The sequence below is a fragment of the Pseudorhodoferax sp. LjRoot39 genome (assembly GCF_964253035.1).
Lineage (GTDB): Bacteria > Pseudomonadota > Gammaproteobacteria > Burkholderiales > Burkholderiaceae_C > Pseudorhodoferax.
Window position 1 is genome coordinate 4,650,279 of record NZ_CAXUQL020000001.1, and the last position, 17,424, is coordinate 4,667,702.

Consider the following 17,424-nt stretch of genomic DNA (forward strand, 5'->3'; position numbering starts at 1 on the left):
TCCGCCTGCTTGGGGGGTAGTTTTTTCGGTCATGCCGGGGCCTTTCCGTAGACGGCTTCACAGACCGCGCGGCACTTGTCCAGGCTGAACTGATCGCGCTCGTCGCGCACGCCGGTCTCCATGTCGATCCAGTAGCGGATGTCCTGCTTGCCGATGGTGCCCAGGACTTCGGCCACGTTCTCGGGGCGCAGGCCGCCTGCATAGCCGCACAGCGTTGACTGGGCGGCGACTGGCCAGGCCTGCGGCAAGATGCCGCGCCCGCCGCTGGCGTCGAACAGCACATCGACCGACGCCACGCGCGGGAAATCGCCGCGGCACTGGAGAATGGCGCGCAGGTTGTGCCTGGCCGCCCAGTTGCCGATCTGGCTCGGCATGACGTTAGGGTCTGCCGTGTTGATCTGCGCGCGCTGGAAGTACTGCAGCAGGTTTGCGTGCGCCGACTGGCCGCCATCGATCACCGCGCGGGCGTCGCCGCCGCACAGGTGCGCCGACCATTTCAGGCGCGGCAGTTCGGTGACCAGCCAGCCGATGGTGTCCAGGCGCGGATAGCGGGCCTCGATGCCCTGGCGCTTGGGCGAGAACAGGATGCCCCACTCGATGGGGTATTCCTCCGACAGCTCGACCATGCCATGGGGGTCGGTGGCGTCGTCTACGCCGGTAAAGGTGATGAATGCGGGCTTCATGCTGCTACTCGCTTTTTCAATGTGTCGCAGATGGGGATGGGGTCACGCCGCCGGCGCGGCGCGCAGCTCGATCTCGCCGCCCAGGGCCTGCAGCAAGCCAGGCAGCAGCCGGCCGAGTTCGCCGGTGGTGATCGCGGCGTCGGCGTCGAAGCTGTCTTCCTTCTCGATCGAGGTCTTCTCGAAGACGCCGTCTTGAAAGCGGATCTTGCGCACCTGCATGCTCTCTGTCAGGACGAACGACACGCGCTCGTCCCAGGTCATGGCAAGGCGCGTGGGCAGCTTTCCCTCGCTGATGTGCTGCTGGATCTCGGCAATGTCCAGCGGGTGGTGGCCGTAGCGCACGGCGGCCTTGCTGGCGTCGGTGGCGCGCAGCTCGCATTCGCGGTCGATGCTGAAGCCGGCCGGCGGCTCCTGGCTGCTGAGCCATTCGGACATCGCGGCCGTGGCCGAGGTGGCGGTGTGCACCTCCTGCACCACGAAGCCGTCCAGCACCTTGACCAGCAGCGTGATGATCTCGTCCACGCGGTTCTGGCTGCCGGCGTCCACCACGAAGCGGCGCGCCTGCGGGTCGATCCAGACCCAGGTGGCGCCACGCTTGGTGAAGGCCACGGGCAGCAGCGCCTGTTTCGCCTCCTCGCGCAGGTCGCGAATCTCCTTCTTGCCCGGCTTGCGGCCGGTCGTGGCCTCGATCTGCTGGGCGCGCTCCTCGGCCTTGCGCTTCACGACCGAAGCGGGAACTGCCTTGGTCTCGACCATGAGCCGCAGCAGGTACTGGCCGCCGATGGACTCGACCAGCGGGCCGTGTTCCTCGCCGCGCGGCGGCACCCAGCCGGCCGAGCGCTCCTGCGTGGCGCCGCATTCCTCGAAGGCCTGCGTCTGCAGGGCGGTCTCGATGGCTTCGAGGCTGGGCAGCGAGCCGCCCAGCTTGTAGATCAGTGCGTCCTTGAACATGCTGTCCCCGGGTTAGGCCATGGAAAGGTGGAAGCCGCGGCGGGCGAGCGGGTCGCGGAACGGGATGTCGTCGTCCATGTCGTCGAAGCCAGACCCGCCACCCTGGCGCGGGGCCGGCGCGGGTGCTGCGCGCCGCTGCGGAGGTGGCGCCGCCCGTCCGCCGCCGCGCGAGTCGTTCCGGCCGTCGTTGCGCTGCGGTTGCCGCTGGCCGCCGCGGTCCTCGTAGCCGTCTTCCCGGCCGCGCTGCTCGCGCTGGTCGCCACCTTCCTGGCGGTGGCTGAGCATTTGCATGTGGTCGGCGCGGATCTCGGTGGTGTACCGGTCCTGGCCGTCCTTGTCCTGCCACTTGCGGGTGCGCAGCGAGCCCTCGACGTAGACCTGCGAGCCCTTGCGCAGGTACTGGTCTGCGATCTCGGCCAGGCGGTCGTGGAAGGTGACGTTGTGCCACTCCGTGCGCTCCTGCACGTCGCCGCTCTGCTTGTCCTTCCAGCGGTCGGTTGTGGCGATGCGGACGTTGCAGACCTGGCCGCCGCTCGGGAAGGTGCGGGTCTCGGGATCGCGGCCGAGGTTGCCCACGATGATGACTTTGTTGACGGATGCCATGGGGCTCCTTATGCGGCGGCCTGGGCCTGTTGATCGTTGGCGGCCAGGGCGGCGCGCAGGGTGGCTTCGGCCTTGTCGACCAGGCGCATGAAGGCGACCATGTCGGCTTCCAAGGCCTCGATGGCGGCCTCGTCGCGCTCAATGCGGTGGATGACGAGATGGGCGAAGTCGGGCGTCCAGAGGCAGAGGTCGACCCACTTGCGGCCGAGGAGCCACAGGTAGCCCATGCACTGGTCCATGTAGGCCGACAGGTCTTGATCGGCCACCGCGGTGAACAACGTGTCGCTGGAGACCATGGTCTTGATCTCCAGCACGCCGTCGTCGTCGATCAGGCCATCGGGCGACAGGCCGAAGCGCTTGTCCTCGGTCGTGAAGAAGCCGACCTCTTCGACGAGGTTGCCGGTGCGCGCCTCGTACAGCCGGCGAGCGATCGGTTCTTGCTCGGTGCCGGTCTTCATGGCCGCGTTCTGGAACTTGGCCGGCACCACGCCGCCGCAGCGCTCGCGGGCGGTGTCGTGGGCGTAGGACAGGGCGGCCTGGGCCGGCGCGCCGCTCTTGAGCTTGGCGCGGGCGTCCTTGAAGCGGCTGCCGGTGACGACGCCGCGACGAGCTTCGAGCCATTCGGGGGAGCCCTGGGCGTGGGTGTGATGGATCATGGTCATGCTTGTTTCTCCTTGTGGGCGTCAGCGTCCTTGGCCGCTCTCTTGAGGTTGTCGCTTTCCGGGCCGAGCTGGATGCGCTCCTTCTCGGTGATGCCAGCGATGTACTTAGACAAGGACTTCCATCCGCCCATCGCGGCCTCGCGCGCGCTTGCAAGAAGCGCGTCCGGAATGTCGGGGCCAGTCGGGCCGCCCGCGCCATCGTTGCCCTCGCCTGCCTCGGCGACACCGCAGATTTGCTTGAGCGTGTGGCGCTGCAGGTAGGTGGTGGTGGAGATGACGGCCTGGATGCCGTTCTTGCCGCCGCTGGCGTCCGCGCCAGCGGAAAGGCTAACCTGCTCGCTGTGGCCCAGCTTGTGGCGCAGGACGCAGGCGACGGTGATGCTCCCGCCGTCCTGCTTTGTCTTCCAGGACCATGCGAAACCGTGTTCCGACAGTCCCGGCCCGACGGCCTGCACTACGTCGTCCAGCTCCGCGTGCTTGTAAGTGGTCCGGCCCTTCTGCGTCTCGAAGTCCACCACCTTGCGCTTCACGATCTTGATGTTCAGCGACTTGAACGCCGCCAGCGCCTCGTTGTAGGCCTTCTCGGCTTCGCGCTTCTCGTTGCGCTCGACGAGGTCCATCATCTTCTCGATCTGCTCGAGAGATGCGCCGCGGTCCATCAAGGACAGCATGATCCCGGTGTGCGAGTTGGCGGCCACGGAAAGCGGCTGCGGCATGCGCTCTTGCTGTGGCGCCAACTCCAGCGATTCGGCAGCTGTGATTGCGTTCATGTCGATCCTCAGTAGTTAATGGAGACCGCCGGAATGGACTTCTTGGCGATCAGGGTGACGGCGACGCGCGCGCAGTCCTCGGACAGACCGCCGGCCATGAAGGCGTCCAGGGCGGCGCGGTTGATGCGGGTCTTGTGGGCGCGGTCGGCTTCGCGGCGCTTGGCGTCCGCCTCTTCCTGGGCCTTCGCGGCGGCAGCGCGGCGACGCTCGTCCTCGACGGCCTGTTGGGCCCGGCGTTCGGTTTCGGCCTTGGCCTCCTGCAGGCGCTGCTGGGCCTCGGCCTTCTCGCGCTCGGCCTTCTCGTTGGCCAGCCGCAGTTCCAACTCGCGGCGCTCGGCGGCTGCTGCTGCCTCCGCTTCGCGGCGGGTCGCGGCGTCGCGCTCGGTCTGGGCCTTGGCGTCGGCTTCGCGCTGGGCCTTCTCGGCCGCCTCGCGGGCGATGCGCTCCTCGCGGTCCTTCTGCTCGCGCGCCGCGGCCTCCTGGCGCAGCCGGGCCAGCTCGGCCTGCTCGTTCTCGTACTTGACCCTGGCATCCAGCGCGGCGCGCAGCGCCTTGACGGCGCGGTCCTTGACCATCGCCACCTCGGCCGTGAACTCCTCGTACTTCTCGTCGACGACGATCTCCTCGACCTCAGCCAGCCGGTGGGCCAATGCGTCGCTGTCGAAGCCGTCGAGGTCGCGGCCGGCGTTCTGGATCTCGGCGATGCGGTCGCGGTGTCGCTGCTGCCTGGCCTCTTCGGCCTTCTCCCAGTCGGTCAGAGGCTGGCGCACTTCGTCCTTCCACTGGTCGAGCAAGTCGCGCATGCGCTTGCGCTCGGCATCGACCAGGGCCGGCTCCTTCTTCATCTCGGCCACCAGGTCTTTGCCCAGGTTGTCGAGCGCCGTTTTGCCCTTGGCGACCTTGTAGGCCATGGACGCGATGGCGTCGCGGCCCTTCTTGGTGGAGACGTCGCCTTCGAATTTGTCCAGCTCGGCGCGGATGTGCGCGAGGTACGGGTCCAGGCCCTGCGCGGTGGTGAAGACCCGGCGCACCGATTCCGCGGGCGGCAGGACTGCCAAGGCTGTGCTGTCAGTGGTCATGGTGTGTTCAGAAGAAGAGGTTCACGAACAAGTAGGGGTTGCGGGCGATGAAGACGCCCAGGGTGATCAGCAGGGCGACCAGCGCCGCAAGGGCCAGGAGCAACACGGCGTCGTCGACGGCGTCGAACTGCTTGATCGGCGGCATCTCGGGGATGCGGCAGGCATCAGGGCAGGGGCATGCGGTGCGGCCTTGACCGCAGGCATCGGAGCGGCAGGCGTTCACATCCACCTCCAGATGGCGCCCAGGATCCGGCGCCACAGCGGCCAGACCTCGGCAGTTCGGGGCTCGAGCAGGGCGGCCTGCAGGAGGTCTTCGTCCATGGCATCCAGGACGTTGGGAAATGCGGGCTCGTTCATCACTGCCCGCCTGCAGCCATCTGCTCGGCGAACTCGCGGTACTTGTCCGCGAAGGCCACGGACAGCTTGGCGCTGTTGATCGGATCGGCGCGTAGCCAGGCCTGGGCCAGGTGCGAGATGAAGCCGCCGCCGCGCCGGCGCATGAAGTCCAGGACGCGCGGGTCGGCGCCGATGGGCTCGCGTGCTGCGAACTGCTCGGCCGTGAATTCGGCGGCGCGCTGGTCCATTAGCCGGCGGCGCTCCAGCTCGACGAACGAGATCTGCGGGGCGGTCAGTGGGCGGGGTAGGGTGCTGGCGTTCACTGCATTGCCTCCTTGATGACGGACAGGCCGATGGCCTTCTGCAGGTGCGCGATGACCTGCCTGGCCTCGAACTGCAGCGACCCCTCGATGCCCATGCTGTGCGCGCGCTTGGCATTTGCGAGGGCGATGTCGGCGTGCGCGAGGTGGTAATCGACCGTGAAGCCTTCCTCGTCAACAGCAGGCGGAACTGCGCGCCGCTCGCTTTCCGCCCGGATGGCGTTCGCCGCCTTGTGGTCGTCGGTGTAGCGGCCCATCACGAACCTCCTTCGATCTTCTCGACCGTGCAGCGCTGGATCCAGCCGCCGGCCGAGAAGGTCTCCACCCAGGCCACCAGCAGCGCCACGACGCGCAGGCGGTAAGGGCCGAGCTCGAACGTGTCATGCACGCGCTCTTCGGTGCGCTGGCCCGTGGGCGTCTGTTCGCTGCGGCGCAGGCTGCGCACGGCAACCACTCGGTAGCGGCCGCGCCGGCCGCGCTTGTCAGGGCTCTTGGTGTTCAAGGGCTCCTCCTGTGTGTTGGTGAGCGCGGCGCGTGGCCGCAAAAAAGCCCGCGCGGGGCGGGCTGGGTGGTCTTCGGTGTGCCGGCGGTTATGGGGTCGGCGCAGGTGGTGTGCGCGCCCCCTTGAACGACTGGCGCAAGCGGAACAGGATCTCCGCGTTGAAGCCGCGCTCCGCCTCTGCTGCCGCTTTGTGCAGCGCGGAATGCAGATCGGGCGGGACTCTCAATGCGGTTTTGATGAAGTCCTTCTGGGTGCGTTCTTTGATTGCCACGTTGTGTCCTCCTTGAAACCACAGCCCTGCACGCAAGGCTCTGGTTTGCGCCCTGTTGCCAGGGCACGCCGGGATTCCAACCGGCATGACTGTTCGTTTTGGCCGTCTTGGCCTCACCGCGATTGCGGGTAGCGAGATCGAGCGGCCATCTATCCACTCGCTCGCTTGCTCTCCCATTTCTGTTCCTGGCTGGGCTCGCCTCGCACGGTGTTCACGACGCCGTCACTCGCCCCTTTAGAGGGAATTCGCAGTGAGATGTGATGGGCGGGCAGGGCGCTACTCCTGCTTGGGCGCTTGCTTGCAAGGCTCCGACCCAGGGGACGGAAGAGCCCAGGCCCTCGGCAAACTTAATCCGACGCATGCCTGCACGTCTGCTTTCCGTGCTGCCGCCCATCACATCTCACTGCTCAGCTTGTTAAGGAGCCTGGCGGCTCGGTCGATCCCGTGGCGCCATCGCTGCGTGGTGTGCTGCGATAGACGAAGAATACCCGTAGGTATCTTTCGGAGTCAATACCCCAAGGTATCTTTTGGAAAATAGTTTGGCTGTACATTTGTCCAGCTATGCAAGTGATCTTGTATGTCCTGCGCGAGGACGGCCGCCCGCTGAGCTACACGGAGGTCAAGGCGCGGTCACGGCCTGAAGGCCGGTTGGTGCTGGGAACGTGGGGCAACCCAGAGGTGCACGCCAAGCTGTTGGGCGCCTGGCCCGAGATGAACGCGCCGAAGCTCAGCCATGCACGGGTGATACGGATCGGCAATGGCTGCATCCTCCTGTTCGGCCAACAGTGGCAGCCAAGCCATCCGTACCCGCGCCAGACCTGGCTGTGCGCGCTGAGCGAGGAAGCGGGGGAGGCCGCGCTGCGAAAGATCAGGCCACCGAGGCCGGCCGACTTCCCATTCGGCGGGCTGGAAGACGACGACCGGCCCGACTGACCGCACAAACGACGAAGCCGCCCAGAGGCGGCTTGGTTCGGTCCCGGCAAGGGAGCCCCGGCGAGGGTGGTGGGGCTCCGCCGAGATTGCCTATGCGCCCCGCAGCGGGGTGGGCATCGGTCAGGCCTGCGCGCGCGTGTCCTTGCGCCGGCGGACCCAGAACAGGCCAGCCAAGCCGGCGCCGATGAGGGCGACGGGAGAGGGCTCGGGGATCATCTGCGCAGCGTAGGTCACGGATATGGCGCGGAACGAATGGTTCCCGTAGAGCGTTATCTCGGCGGCGAAACTGCTTGTGTCGTACCAGTTGGTTAAGGGGTCGGCCGCCACCTCAAGGCCCTTGGCCAGGCCAAAAAAATTGATGGTGACGGCGCAGTCGTTGCTGGGATACAGGGACTCCATATAGAACCCGGCTCCAGAGGTTCGAAAGCCAGAAATGCTGCCGCCCCACGCGCTTTCACAAGCTGCCACCGCCTGGTTTCCTCCGACTCTCCATCGGAACCAGCTACCGTTCTGCGCATAGCCGGCCGTGCCGTTGGCGATGGCCGCGGTATCCATCTCTATGTACAGCGCAAACGGGACAATCTCCGAAATGCCCTCTGGGTTGAACTCGTGTTCGGTGAGCCCCTTGAACTGCCAACCCACGATTGCGGCTTGTGCGCCGAGTACGCCTGCGCTCAGTGCGAGCGCTATCGCTATCCTTTTCATGCTGGTCTCCTTTCATTCCGGCGTCACAGCCCGCCGAGGTGGCCGGCAAGTGTGTTGCTGGTTGTAAGGAGGTGCCGCGATGGCCTTCCACCATTTTGTGGAGGTTTGCATCGCAAACTCGCAGGCCAGGGAACGCTGCGCCGCGTCGCAAACCTGTGGTGGCCCGTGCAAAGATCCTGGTTACCGCTGGGGCGGCTCGCAGAGGCTGATCACCCCCAGCAAGGCGGGCACCATGCCGGCTTGCGGCTCCCTCGCGTACCGCCCGCCACTCCCGCAGACGTGATCACCCGCGTGGTCCAGCGTCACATACATGACGCCGGCGAGATCGCCCGCAAGCGCCCTTGATAGAAGGCGCTCAAGCTTCTCCACTACGTCGAGCTGGTCGGCCTTCTTCGAAGGTGCCAGCGTCAGAACCTGTCCCATGATTCTTCCCCTCTGCGTCTGATTCGCGAGGGATAGTATCTAAATGTTTCTGAACATTGAGACGCCGCTCGTACGGCTCAGGGGTCATGCGGCCCGGTGCGGGCCTGGAGTTGTCGGACAACAACGGAAGGAATTGACGTAAGTCAAGTTTTCTCAAGCCGTCGGGATCGCTGAACATGACTCGCAGAAGTGTTCGCAGCACGGTCTTTTGCTCTGTGTCCAGCTTGCTCGCCAATTCGCCCATCAATTGGCCCACATCCTCAACATATGCAGCGACGTATTCACTTGACAGGTCGGTCGCCGGCAGGGCGATGTGTCGTAATGGGGCCGGTCCGTCGTCGTCCGCTCCGATCGCCGCGCGCGCCTCGTCGCGGGTCATTTCCCAGAAGCCTCGAGGCAGGCTGAAGGCCCTGGTGCACGCCGCTTGGATGTCGGGGCCGATGCCTTTAGCGCCGTTCTTGTCGCGCGCGTAGAACAGGCGGCGGACATAGGTCGCGTCCTTGTTGATCTGCTCAGCCAGCCGGGTCGAGTTGCCTGCGCAGTAGACCTCGCGCAGCAGCAACAGCAGCGCCTGGTAACGCTCATAGTTTTCCATTGTTCGATGGTGCCGAGGCACTACCTGTAGGTAAACGACCTATAGGTATTGCGCGAAACAATACCCTCAGGTATCCTTGCGTCATGGACAACCTCAAAACCCGCATCCTCGGGATGAAGACCGAGGAGCGCGACGAACTCGCCAAGGGCGCCGGCACAACCCGCGGGCTGGTGAACCAGATTGCCTTCGGCGGCAAGAAGGTCGAGCTCGGTCTCGCGGACTGCTTCGTGGCGCTCCTGCCCGGTTTGACGCTCGACGGCATCCCCCTCACGGACCGAGCTCGGCAGCAGGCAAAGGTGCGAGCTTCCGCGAAGAAGCGCCGCGCGGTCGTCGCGCAAGCAGGGCAGGGCGCCTGAGTCATGACCACCGCTGCCGCCATCGCCGCCCCTGGCCTCGTCCTGGCCCTCACGGGCTGGTTTGCGCTGCGGAGTCGCAGGCCCTTCGCGTCCATCTTCCTTTTGGGCCTGTTGCTCGCGCTCGTGTCGCACGCAGCCACGCAGCAGCCACTCCGGTAGCGCGTCGAACGCGTTCACCCACCCACTAACCGAATCACAAGAACCCAGGGAGTTTGAAACATGTCGTACCGCAACCGTGCCCTTGTTCGTGAGCCACTCGCGTTGATTCGCGGCAGCAGCGACGAACAAGAGGAGATGGATTTCCTCATCGAGGAATACGGCGGAGTTTCTCGAGCCGAGGCCTATCGGCTGGCTCTGCTGGATATGGCGAGGATGAAACGGCATGCCCGGAATTCTTTGTCTCCGTCCCGCATTGGCCAATCCCTTGACAAGAGCTCGTTCGGCGGACTCGTCGCGGCGTAGCGCCGCATTCATTCATTTAGGGTCGCACATGAAGGCAGACAACGAGCAACACGACATCGCGACCGTATCCCGCGAGGGCTTTGATGCGCAAGACATTCAAGCTATCAAAGATGAAGCAACTCGGCTTGGCGTCTCATTCGATGAGGCCTGCAAGCAGTTTCTGCTTCAGCGCTCCCGCCAAATACGCCGAGGCCAGCGCATGAGCGTGATCGGGAAGCTGATCAGTAACTGTTCAGTTCATTAAGAGTTACTCAATAGTTACTCCGAGTGATTTTTCTCACGCAATCAGGAGTCCACATGCACACGGACCTCTTCGGCTACACCCCCCCCCTGAGCCCTTTCAAGGACATCCGCAACCAGCGCAGTGGCGTGGCCGAGGAGAAGGCCATGCTGTGTAAGCGCCTCAACGCGATGCTCCGCCGCATCCCGCAGTCCGTGGCGCACGGCTCCATCCAGAAGGTCCGCGACTACCAGTCCAGCCACAAAGTGGCCAAGAAGACGCTCGAGGACAAGCGCGCAAGCGTGCAGCAGTTGGCCTCCGCCATCAACAGCATGGAGCGATTCGAGTGAATCCGTTGCACCTCGTTCGCGCCACCGACCCGCTGTCGTCGATCCAGGCGGCCGAGCGCGCGCCGGAGTTTGCCGGCAACCACTGCGACCGCATCCTGGCGGCCATCGCGCGTGTCGGCCGCACCCAACTGGGCGCCACGGCCGCCGAGATCGGCCAGGCATGCGGCCTGTCCGTGGTGCAGGTTGATCGCCGCTTGCCAGAGCTCAAGGAGGCCGGCCGCGTCACGGTGCTGCAGTACGAAGGCGGCGACCTCATGCGCGGCGCCTATCGCGTCTGGGCGCTGGCGAAGGCGGGCACGTGAAGCGTCCCTCGTTCCAGTTCTACCCGGCCGATTGGACGACCGACCTGGCCCTGCGCCGCTGCTCTCCTGCGGCCCGTGGCGTGTGGATGGACGTGCTCTGCGCCCTGCACAACTCCGACGACCAGTACGGCCTACTGCGCTGGCCGCTGAAGGAGATCGCCAGCACCATCGGCGCGCCCATGGCCGCCATGCGCGAGCTGGTGGAGAAGGGCGTCTTGAAGGGCTCCGACAAGCGCATTGATGAAGCCTTGGTGTACGTACCGCGGCATGGTCGGAAGGATGGCGAACCCGTCATCCTGATCGACACCCAAGCCGGGCCCCTGTGGTACTCGAAGCGGCTCGTGAAGGATGAATACATCCGCACCATTCGTGGCGAATCTTCGCGCTTCGTTGCTGCCGATGGTGAGGCATCGAAGGCCACACCAAGGGCTGCACCTAAGCCCCCCTTTGGTGACGGCACTACATCTTCATCTTCATCTTCATCTTCGGGTAATTCAGAAGCTAACGCTTCTGCCGGCAAGCCGGCCCTCGAACCCGCCGAGATCATTTTTGGCTACGGGCTCCCATTGCTGACGAACGCAGGGACGCCGGAGAAGCAGGCCCGGTCGTTCCTCGGTGCGCTGCGCAAGCGGCCTGGCGGCGACGCAGCCGTGGTCAATGCCATCCGCGATTGCCTGCGTGAAAAGCCGCTTCAGCCGCTGGAGTGGCTGGCCGCGGCGCTGCCGCCAGCGTCGGTGGAGGCCAGGCCCAAGGCTGAGCCGGTTTCGTTCGCCGAGCAAGAGCGCCGTGCAGGCTGGGCGCGCTGGGAGGAGATGAGCGGCGAGCGCCACCCTGAGTTGGAAAAGCTCCGCAACACCGGCGACGTGATTGACGTTCTGCCCACCAACACCGCCCCGAGGATCGCCCATGTCGCTGCCTAACAAAGCCATTGACCACCTGTTCCAGCGCCTGTCCGGCGCGTACATGGCGGCGTGGGACCGTGCCCTCGGCAATTCCCCGCTGAACGACGTGAAGTCCGCGTGGGCCCACGAGCTTGCCGAGTTCGGCCGCTCGCATGAGGCCATGACCCGAATCGCCTGGGCGCTGGACAACCTGCCGGACCATCCGCCAAGCGCGCCGGCGTTCAAGCGGCTGTGTCGCAGTGCGCCGGCGCCTGAGGCCTCAGCGCTGCCCATGCCGAAGGCCGACCCGGAGCGCGTCAAGGCCGAACTGGCCAAGATGGGTCACCTGCGCAAGCCTGCTGAGACCGCCAGTGCCGGCTACCACAAGCAGTGGGCGCATCGCATCCTGGACCGCCACGCACAGGGCGACAAGATCCTGCCGAACACCCTCAAATGCGCCCAGGACGCGGTGCGCTCACACCTGCAGCCGGAGGGCGCTTGAGTGCCGCCGCCATGCCCAGCGTGCGCCGAGGCTGCCAGCCGGCCGGTGTGCGGCAGCTACCGGATGGACTGCCTGGAGTGTTGCGCGCGCCTCGTGCTCAGCACGCACCCGGACAAGAACCTCGCCGAGGCCATGCTCGCGGCCATCGCGAGGGTGACGGGTTCGCCTTCTCGGGCGGACGTGCTTGCGTGCGTCGGCCGGACATTGACGAAACGCCGCTCAGCAGCGCTGAAGTCTGGCGCGGACTCGTGCGCGGTCTGATCTTGGAGGCGGCATGCTGACCGTCTCCATACCCTTGCGCACCACCAACGGCCAGAACGCCCGCGAGCACCACATGGCGCGCGCCCGCCGGGTCAAGGCCGAGCGCGCCGCCGTCACCTGGCTGCTGCGCCGCCACAAGGCGCCGGCCGGCCCGGTCACGGTGCTGCTGCGCCGCGTCTCGCCGCCCGGCGCCACCGGCCGCTGGGTTCCGCTCGACGAGCACGACAACTTGCGCGGCGCACTCAAGGCGCCCGTCGACGCCGTGGCCGCATGGCTCGGTCGGGACGACGCTGACCCGTCCATCGTCTGGAAGTACGCGCAGCGGCGCGGCGAGCCCAAGGAATGGGCTGTGGAGATCGAGGTGGTCGCATGAAGCAGCTGCTGGATCCCAAATATGAAGAGCGCGCGATCGGGATGGACGCCACGCGCGCCGCGAAGCTCGGCGAGACGCCGGAGCGGGCGTGCAGCCACGAAATGGGCACGTGGCAGCACCTGCTGTGGCTGCACATCTACGCCAGCGAGAAGCTGCGTGCGAAGGAGGCGATGCAATGAAGGCGGTTCTGATCAAGACCCCGGCCGGCCTCCGCGGCAGCACGCCGGCCGACCAAGACGCCTGGGCCAAGTTCCGCCGCCGGCTGGAGACCATGAAGCCGGGGAAGTGGCTGCGCTTCGAGTGGTCGAGCCCGCGCAACGGCCGGCACCACCGCAAGCTGATGGCCCTGCTGCAGCTGATCGCCGAGAACAGCGAGACCTACCCGACGGTCGAGAAGGCGCTGATCGCCGTGAAGCTGGTCACGGGCCACTTCGACCTGATGGCCGATCCCAAAACGGGCGAGATCATCCAGATCCCGAAGTCCATCAGCTACGAGGCGATGGGTCAGGAGGACTTCGACGCCTGGTACAGCGAGGCCATCGACGGCGTTCTTCAGCACATCCTGGCCACCATGCCGCGCGAGACGGCTGATCGCCTGCTGGATCTGATCGTGGAGGGCTGGGCCTGATGTTCCGGTCCGCACGCCGCGAACGCGAGGACACTGACCGCCGTGAGCGCGAGAAGGCCGCGCGCCTTCATGCCCTGGCCAACACCGTCGGCCGCGCCGCCAACATGGGGCCGGCCGATCTCCTGCCGGCGCCCAAGGACGTGCCCGGCCGCAACGCTGCGGTGCTGGAGATGGCCCACGGCCGGCCATGCCTGCTGATCGCCGTTCCTGGCTGCCACGGCCTGCGCGACGACCACAGCACCACGGTTGCCTGCCACCAGAACGAGGGCAAGGGTATGGGCACCAAGCGGCCCGACCAGTACAGCGTCTGGGGCTGCATCGCCTGCCACCAGTGGCTGGACCAGTCCGGCGCGCCGCGCGAGACCAAGCGCGCCCGCTTCCTGTCCGCTCACGTGCGCCAGGTCGACTACTGGCGCCACATCGCCACCAGCCCGGCCGAGCCGGTGCGCTACCGCAACGGCGCGCAGTGGGCGCTGCAGATGCTCAATGCCACACCCGTCATCGACCTGGAGACCGCGCCATGACCGCCGCCGTCGAGGAACTGCGCGTCATGCGCACCGAGTTGCGCAAGGCCGGCCGAAACATCGAGGCCATGGTGATCACGCGCGCCATCGCCCGCCTGCAGCGCCGCATCAAGTGGGCCGGCGCTGCCACCGCACAACAACAGGGAGCCACCGCATGATCCGGGAAAACGCACCCGACGCCGACGCCCAGCCCTTCGACCTCCCCGACGACGAGTTCGACGCGCCGGTGATCCGTGCGCTGGTCTCTGCCGACGGCCTGCCCATTCCGGCTGCCGCGATGAAGTCGCCGGCCTCCATCTTCCAGCTGGCTGATCGCCCGATCCGCGTGCGCACGCCCAAGAACGAGGAGCCGATCAGCGCCTGCTACGCCCACCTGTCCGTAGCATCGGGCGTCACCCGGGTGGCCGGCGCGGCGTACCCAGTCCGCTGGACGCCGGCCGACCACCAGCGCGAGGCCGACCGGCGCCAGCGCCAACGCCCGCCGCGCCCTGTGGCCGGCGCGCGCACCAAGAGCCGCAAGCTGCGCGACCTGATCGGAGATGACGATGAAACGTGAGGCCGCTAAGGGCAAGGCGGTCCCGGGCCGGCCTCAGCCGCCGGCCGAGCTGCTCGAAAGCAGGCATGCGGCGTTCGCCCCGGCGCCTGAGGTGCTGGAGTGGATTCAGGCCGAGGTCATCGCCGACGACGGCCGCATCCACAACCCCGACCACCTGCATCTGGAGGAATGCGACCTGCAAGTCCTGTGGGCCAGCAGCGGTTTCCAGCGACAGGGCCGTACGGTCATCGGGAAGGCCGAGCAGGTGGCATTCCGCTGCGACGCCTGGCAGAAGGGCCGGCAGGAGCAGCAGATGCGGGAATGGTTCGGCGAGGTGCCCGAGTTCCTAATCACTCTGGACGCCCGCTACTGCTCGACCTGCAGCGACGCGGAGTTCTGCGCGCTGGTCGAGCACGAGCTCTACCACCTGTCTCACAAGGCCGACCCGTTCGGCGCGCCGAGCTTCACGAAGGAGGGCGACCCCAAGATCGAGATCCGCGGCCACGACGTCGAGGAGTTCACGGGCGTGGTGCGGCGCTACGGCGTGGGCTCGCCCGACAGCAACCTCGCCCAGATGATCCGGGCCGCCCAGAAGGCACCCGAGGTCGCCCCGATCCGCATCGCGCAGGCCTGCGGAACCTGCCTCCTGCGTGTTGCGTAATCCCGACAGGCCCCAGACATGGCAAAACTCACAGAACCGATGAAGCTGGCGATCGTTCAGGCGCTGGCCTGCTACGACACGCCGTCCGAGGTGGCCGAAGCGGTAAAGGAGCAATTCGGGGTCGTCATCACCCGCCAGCAGGTGGCCGGCTACGACCCTACGAAGGGCTCGTGCAAGGGCATGGCCAGGAAACTGCGCGACGTGTTCGAGCAGACCCGTAAGGCATTCCTGGCCGACGTGTCGACCATCCCGATCGCTCAGCAGGCCGTGCGCCTGCGCGCGCTGCAGCGTGAGTTCGAGCGTGCCAAAGCCAGGGGAAACACGGCCATGGTGGCGCAGCTGCTCGAGCAGGCGGCCAAGGAATGCGGCGGCGTGCTGACCAACCGGCGCGAGCTGACCGGTAAGGGCGGCGGGCCCATCCAGCAGGCCAACTTGTCCTCCGAGGAGTTCGCGGAGGCGGCGCGCCGCATCGCCGCAGAGGTGTGAAGCGGGACTTCTCGGCCGCCGAGGCCATGGCCGCCCAGGAAATGGCGCGCCAGGACCTGTACTTCTTCAGCCGGTGGATGTTCCTGCAGCGCAAGGGCTACACCTGGCGGCGGGCCCGGCACCACAAGCTGATCTGCGACGCGCTCATGCGGGTCTACCGCGGGGAGTGCAAGCGCCTGGTGATCAACATCCCGCCCCGGTACTCCAAGACCGAGCTCGCGGTGGTCAACTTCATCGCCTGGTGCATGGGCCGCGTGCCCGACTGCGAGTTCATCCACACCAGCTATTCCGGCGCGCTGGCGGTCAACAACAGCACCGCCGTGCGCGGCGTGGTGCAGCACGAGGCCTTCGGCGGCATCTTCCCCGAGCTGCAGCTGGCCAGCGACGCGCAGCACCACTGGAAGACCAGCAAGGGCGGCGTGCTGTACGCCACGGGCACGGGCGGCACGATCACGGGCTTCGGCGCCGGCAAGCACCGCGAGGGCTTCGGCGGGGCCATCGTCATCGACGACCCCCACAAGGCCGATGAGGCAACGTCGGACGTCATCCGGCAGGGCGTGATCGACTGGTTCCAGAACACGCTGGAGAGCCGCAAGAACAGTCCGGACACGCCGATCATCGTGATCATGCAGCGCCTGCACGAGAAGGACTTGGCGGGCTGGCTGCTGGGGGACCGCGGGAAGGATGGCAGCGGCCCGGCGGTGGCCGGCGGCAACGGCGAGGTCTGGGAGCGGCTGTGCCTGTCGGCCTGGAATGAGGACAACACGCCCCTGTGGCCCGAGAAGCACAGCGCCGAAGACCTGCGGCGCATGGAGAAGGCCGCGCCCTACGTGTTCGCCGGCCAGTACCGCCAGCTGCCCGCGCCGCCCGAGGGCGGGGTGATCAAGCCCGACATGCTGGTTGAGGTCGACACCGTGCCGGCCAATGTGGTCGAGTGGTGCCGCGGCTGGGACTTGGGCGCCTCGACGGGCGGCGATTTCACGGCCGGCGCGCGCATGGGCCGCCTGGCGGATGGCCGCTACGTCATCGCCGGCATGGTGCGCGAGCAGTTCGAGACCAACAAGCGCGACACGCTGATCAAGACCACGGCAGACAACGACGGACGCGGCCGGGTGAAGCAGTCCCTGCCGCAAGACCCCGGCCAGGCCGGCAAGAGCCAGGTGCTGGCCTTCGCCCAGCTGCTGGCCGGCCACAGCGTGCACTTCAGCCCGGAATCAGGCGACAAGGTCACGCGCGCCACGCCGCTGGCCAGTCAGATCAACGCCGGCAACGTGCTGATCGTGAAGGGCGCTTGGAACGACCCATTCAAGGAGGAGTGCCGCATGTTCCCGAACGGCACCTATGACGACCAAGTCGACGCGGCGGCGCGTGGGTTCAACCAGCTGCTGCATACTCCAGCGGGGATATTCGCCTAGCCTTGGCGCCTGGCCTTGGCTTGTTGGATCTGGGCCGGCAACGTATAGAGATAAACGAGGATGAAATGCGCCAAGTGATGCATTTGCTCGGTCATTTCTTCGGTCGCGTCATCATCCCCGTGCAGCGCTTCGTTCCCATCGAGCCTTAGCTCGTGCGCCCATTCCTGTATCTCTTTGGTAATCCGGTTCTCGCCCGCGAGCTTGTCAATTCTCTTTTCCAGTTTCCAGGCCTCCACGTCAGGCGCAAAAGCCTTCAACGCTAGCTCCATTGTCCTTCTATACATCCCACAGGAGGCATTCCAGGACTTGCGATTTCGCGCCTCTGCTGCCTCGACGTAGGAGCGCGCGACCTTCTCCGGCACGGCATCCGGCGCCTCGACATTGATTGGCCGCGGCCAAGTCTGCATCCCGAACATTCTTGGGTTATCCAGCAGGTTGCCTTCCGTTTTGGATGGATCAATGTTGGAGCCGTGCCTGCTTCTTATAACGGCGATCACTGGCTTCCGGCAAGAGTTGCAGCTTGCAGTTACTGCCCAAGTAATTCCACCTCCTTCCAGATCGTATTGGCTGCGAAATCCAAACCCGGAATTTTGAGTACTGCAGTGAGGGCAATTCAGGACAAGAGTCGGCATATA

Annotated in this window: 32 protein-coding genes; 17 read left to right on the forward strand and 15 right to left on the reverse strand. The window is 66.2% G+C overall.

Annotated features, from left to right (window positions below):
* Nucleotides 1–29: 29 nt before the first annotated feature.
* From ACSQ4M_RS21615 to ACSQ4M_RS21670, 12 genes are all read right to left on the reverse strand, one after another.
* Nucleotides 30–683, reverse strand: a complete 654-nt coding sequence (locus ACSQ4M_RS21615; RefSeq protein ID WP_436191473.1) for a hypothetical protein — start codon at nt 681–683, stop codon at nt 30–32.
* Between the two features lie 42 nt (nt 684–725).
* Nucleotides 726–1,634: a recombination-associated protein RdgC gene (locus ACSQ4M_RS21620; RefSeq protein WP_436191474.1), complete on the reverse strand. Its 909-nt coding sequence runs from the start codon at nt 1,632–1,634 to the stop codon at nt 726–728.
* A 12-nt stretch (nt 1,635–1,646) separates the two neighbouring features.
* Nucleotides 1,647–2,237 (reverse strand): single-stranded DNA-binding protein, encoded by a 591-nt coding sequence (gene ssb / locus ACSQ4M_RS21625; RefSeq protein WP_436191475.1) that lies wholly within the window; start codon nt 2,235–2,237, stop codon nt 1,647–1,649.
* Between the two features lie 8 nt (nt 2,238–2,245).
* Complete coding sequence (locus ACSQ4M_RS21630; protein WP_436191476.1) at nt 2,246–2,899, reverse strand: lambda exonuclease family protein; 654 nt, start codon at nt 2,897–2,899, stop codon at nt 2,246–2,248.
* Nucleotides 2,896–3,669, reverse strand: a complete 774-nt coding sequence (locus ACSQ4M_RS21635) for an ERF family protein (protein WP_436191477.1) — start codon at nt 3,667–3,669, stop codon at nt 2,896–2,898. The genes ACSQ4M_RS21630 and ACSQ4M_RS21635 overlap by 4 nt, the downstream gene beginning before the upstream one ends.
* 8 nt (nt 3,670–3,677) lie before the next feature.
* Nucleotides 3,678–4,748, reverse strand: coding sequence for a hypothetical protein (locus tag ACSQ4M_RS21640; protein ID WP_436191478.1), 1,071 nt, complete (start codon nt 4,746–4,748; stop codon nt 3,678–3,680).
* A gap of 7 nt (nt 4,749–4,755) precedes the next feature.
* The gene (locus ACSQ4M_RS21645) at nt 4,756–4,971 is read right to left on the reverse strand and encodes a hypothetical protein (protein WP_436191479.1); all 216 of its coding nucleotides are present in this window, start codon (nt 4,969–4,971) and stop codon (nt 4,756–4,758) included.
* Nucleotides 4,968–5,105 (reverse strand): hypothetical protein, encoded by a 138-nt coding sequence (locus ACSQ4M_RS21650; protein ID WP_436191480.1) that lies wholly within the window; start codon nt 5,103–5,105, stop codon nt 4,968–4,970. Before ACSQ4M_RS21650 ends, ACSQ4M_RS21645 begins: the two co-directional genes overlap by 4 nt.
* Nucleotides 5,105–5,407, reverse strand: a complete 303-nt coding sequence (locus tag ACSQ4M_RS21655) for a hypothetical protein (protein WP_436191481.1) — start codon at nt 5,405–5,407, stop codon at nt 5,105–5,107. The genes ACSQ4M_RS21650 and ACSQ4M_RS21655 overlap by 1 nt, the downstream gene beginning before the upstream one ends.
* On the reverse strand, nt 5,404–5,661 hold the full coding sequence (locus ACSQ4M_RS21660; protein WP_436191482.1) for a hypothetical protein: 258 nt from the start codon (nt 5,659–5,661) through the stop codon (nt 5,404–5,406). The genes ACSQ4M_RS21655 and ACSQ4M_RS21660 overlap by 4 nt, the downstream gene beginning before the upstream one ends.
* The gene (locus ACSQ4M_RS21665) at nt 5,661–5,906 is read right to left on the reverse strand and encodes a hypothetical protein (protein ID WP_436191483.1); all 246 of its coding nucleotides are present in this window, start codon (nt 5,904–5,906) and stop codon (nt 5,661–5,663) included. Before ACSQ4M_RS21665 ends, ACSQ4M_RS21660 begins: the two co-directional genes overlap by 1 nt.
* Before the next feature lie 88 nt (nt 5,907–5,994).
* Nucleotides 5,995–6,177, reverse strand: coding sequence for an Arc family DNA-binding protein (locus ACSQ4M_RS21670; RefSeq protein ID WP_436191484.1), 183 nt, complete (start codon nt 6,175–6,177; stop codon nt 5,995–5,997).
* A gap of 561 nt (nt 6,178–6,738) precedes the next feature.
* Here ACSQ4M_RS21670 and ACSQ4M_RS21675 point away from each other — a divergent pair.
* Nucleotides 6,739–7,110, forward strand: coding sequence for a hypothetical protein (locus ACSQ4M_RS21675; RefSeq protein WP_436191485.1), 372 nt, complete (start codon nt 6,739–6,741; stop codon nt 7,108–7,110).
* 120 nt (nt 7,111–7,230) lie between these two features.
* Here ACSQ4M_RS21675 and ACSQ4M_RS21680 read toward each other — a convergent pair whose 3' ends face one another.
* Nucleotides 7,231–7,815 carry a PEP-CTERM sorting domain-containing protein gene (locus tag ACSQ4M_RS21680; protein ID WP_436191486.1) on the reverse strand — a complete coding sequence of 195 codons (585 nt, stop codon included), beginning with the start codon at nt 7,813–7,815 and terminating at the stop codon, nt 7,231–7,233.
* A gap of 355 nt (nt 7,816–8,170) precedes the next feature.
* Entirely contained in the window at nt 8,171–8,833 is a 663-nt protein-coding gene (locus ACSQ4M_RS21685) for a hypothetical protein (protein ID WP_436191487.1), read from the reverse strand.
* Between the two features lie 83 nt (nt 8,834–8,916).
* On the opposite strand from ACSQ4M_RS21685, the gene ACSQ4M_RS21690 reads away from it, so the two are divergent.
* From ACSQ4M_RS21690 to terL, 16 genes are all read left to right on the forward strand, one after another.
* A complete protein-coding gene (locus ACSQ4M_RS21690) occupies nt 8,917–9,189 on the forward strand; it encodes a hypothetical protein (protein WP_436191488.1) in 273 nt (90 codons plus the stop codon).
* A gap of 219 nt (nt 9,190–9,408) precedes the next feature.
* The gene (locus ACSQ4M_RS21695; protein ID WP_436191489.1) at nt 9,409–9,651 is read left to right on the forward strand and encodes a hypothetical protein; all 243 of its coding nucleotides are present in this window, start codon (nt 9,409–9,411) and stop codon (nt 9,649–9,651) included.
* 28 nt (nt 9,652–9,679) lie between these two features.
* On the forward strand, nt 9,680–9,895 hold the full coding sequence (locus ACSQ4M_RS21700; protein ID WP_436191490.1) for a hypothetical protein: 216 nt from the start codon (nt 9,680–9,682) through the stop codon (nt 9,893–9,895).
* Nucleotides 9,896–9,948: 53 nt separating this feature from the next.
* Nucleotides 9,949–10,221, forward strand: coding sequence for a hypothetical protein (locus ACSQ4M_RS21705; RefSeq protein ID WP_436191491.1), 273 nt, complete (start codon nt 9,949–9,951; stop codon nt 10,219–10,221).
* Between the two features lie 5 nt (nt 10,222–10,226).
* Entirely contained in the window at nt 10,227–10,523 is a 297-nt protein-coding gene (locus ACSQ4M_RS21710) for a hypothetical protein (protein WP_436191492.1), read from the forward strand.
* The gene (locus tag ACSQ4M_RS21715) at nt 10,520–11,443 is read left to right on the forward strand and encodes a hypothetical protein (RefSeq protein WP_436191493.1); all 924 of its coding nucleotides are present in this window, start codon (nt 10,520–10,522) and stop codon (nt 11,441–11,443) included. Before ACSQ4M_RS21710 ends, ACSQ4M_RS21715 begins: the two co-directional genes overlap by 4 nt.
* Nucleotides 11,430–11,906, forward strand: coding sequence for a hypothetical protein (locus tag ACSQ4M_RS21720; RefSeq protein WP_436191494.1), 477 nt, complete (start codon nt 11,430–11,432; stop codon nt 11,904–11,906). Before ACSQ4M_RS21715 ends, ACSQ4M_RS21720 begins: the two co-directional genes overlap by 14 nt.
* 274 nt (nt 11,907–12,180) lie before the next feature.
* On the forward strand, nt 12,181–12,540 hold the full coding sequence (locus ACSQ4M_RS21725; protein ID WP_436191495.1) for a hypothetical protein: 360 nt from the start codon (nt 12,181–12,183) through the stop codon (nt 12,538–12,540).
* Nucleotides 12,537–12,719, forward strand: coding sequence for a hypothetical protein (locus ACSQ4M_RS21730; protein ID WP_436191496.1), 183 nt, complete (start codon nt 12,537–12,539; stop codon nt 12,717–12,719). Before ACSQ4M_RS21725 ends, ACSQ4M_RS21730 begins: the two co-directional genes overlap by 4 nt.
* On the forward strand, nt 12,716–13,168 hold the full coding sequence (locus ACSQ4M_RS21735) for a hypothetical protein (RefSeq protein WP_436191497.1): 453 nt from the start codon (nt 12,716–12,718) through the stop codon (nt 13,166–13,168). Before ACSQ4M_RS21730 ends, ACSQ4M_RS21735 begins: the two co-directional genes overlap by 4 nt.
* On the forward strand, nt 13,168–13,692 hold the full coding sequence (locus ACSQ4M_RS21740; protein WP_436191498.1) for a nuclease domain-containing protein: 525 nt from the start codon (nt 13,168–13,170) through the stop codon (nt 13,690–13,692). Before ACSQ4M_RS21735 ends, ACSQ4M_RS21740 begins: the two co-directional genes overlap by 1 nt.
* A complete protein-coding gene (locus ACSQ4M_RS21745) occupies nt 13,689–13,850 on the forward strand; it encodes a hypothetical protein (protein ID WP_436191499.1) in 162 nt (53 codons plus the stop codon). Before ACSQ4M_RS21740 ends, ACSQ4M_RS21745 begins: the two co-directional genes overlap by 4 nt.
* Nucleotides 13,847–14,248, forward strand: a complete 402-nt coding sequence (locus tag ACSQ4M_RS21750) for a hypothetical protein (protein WP_436191500.1) — start codon at nt 13,847–13,849, stop codon at nt 14,246–14,248. The genes ACSQ4M_RS21745 and ACSQ4M_RS21750 overlap by 4 nt, the downstream gene beginning before the upstream one ends.
* Entirely contained in the window at nt 14,232–14,888 is a 657-nt protein-coding gene (locus ACSQ4M_RS21755; protein WP_436191501.1) for a putative metallopeptidase, read from the forward strand. The genes ACSQ4M_RS21750 and ACSQ4M_RS21755 overlap by 17 nt, the downstream gene beginning before the upstream one ends.
* Before the next feature lie 18 nt (nt 14,889–14,906).
* On the forward strand, nt 14,907–15,374 hold the full coding sequence (locus ACSQ4M_RS21760; RefSeq protein ID WP_436191502.1) for a DUF2280 domain-containing protein: 468 nt from the start codon (nt 14,907–14,909) through the stop codon (nt 15,372–15,374).
* Nucleotides 15,371–16,789 (forward strand): phage terminase large subunit, encoded by a 1,419-nt coding sequence (terL, locus tag ACSQ4M_RS21765; protein ID WP_436191503.1) that lies wholly within the window; start codon nt 15,371–15,373, stop codon nt 16,787–16,789. The genes ACSQ4M_RS21760 and terL overlap by 4 nt, the downstream gene beginning before the upstream one ends.
* On the opposite strand, the gene ACSQ4M_RS21770 is transcribed toward terL, so the two are convergent.
* Nucleotides 16,786–17,286, reverse strand: a complete 501-nt coding sequence (locus ACSQ4M_RS21770; RefSeq protein ID WP_436191504.1) for a DUF4145 domain-containing protein — start codon at nt 17,284–17,286, stop codon at nt 16,786–16,788. The two genes, terL and ACSQ4M_RS21770, sit on opposite strands and share 4 nt — an antisense overlap.
* Nucleotides 17,287–17,424: the final 138 nt, after the last annotated feature.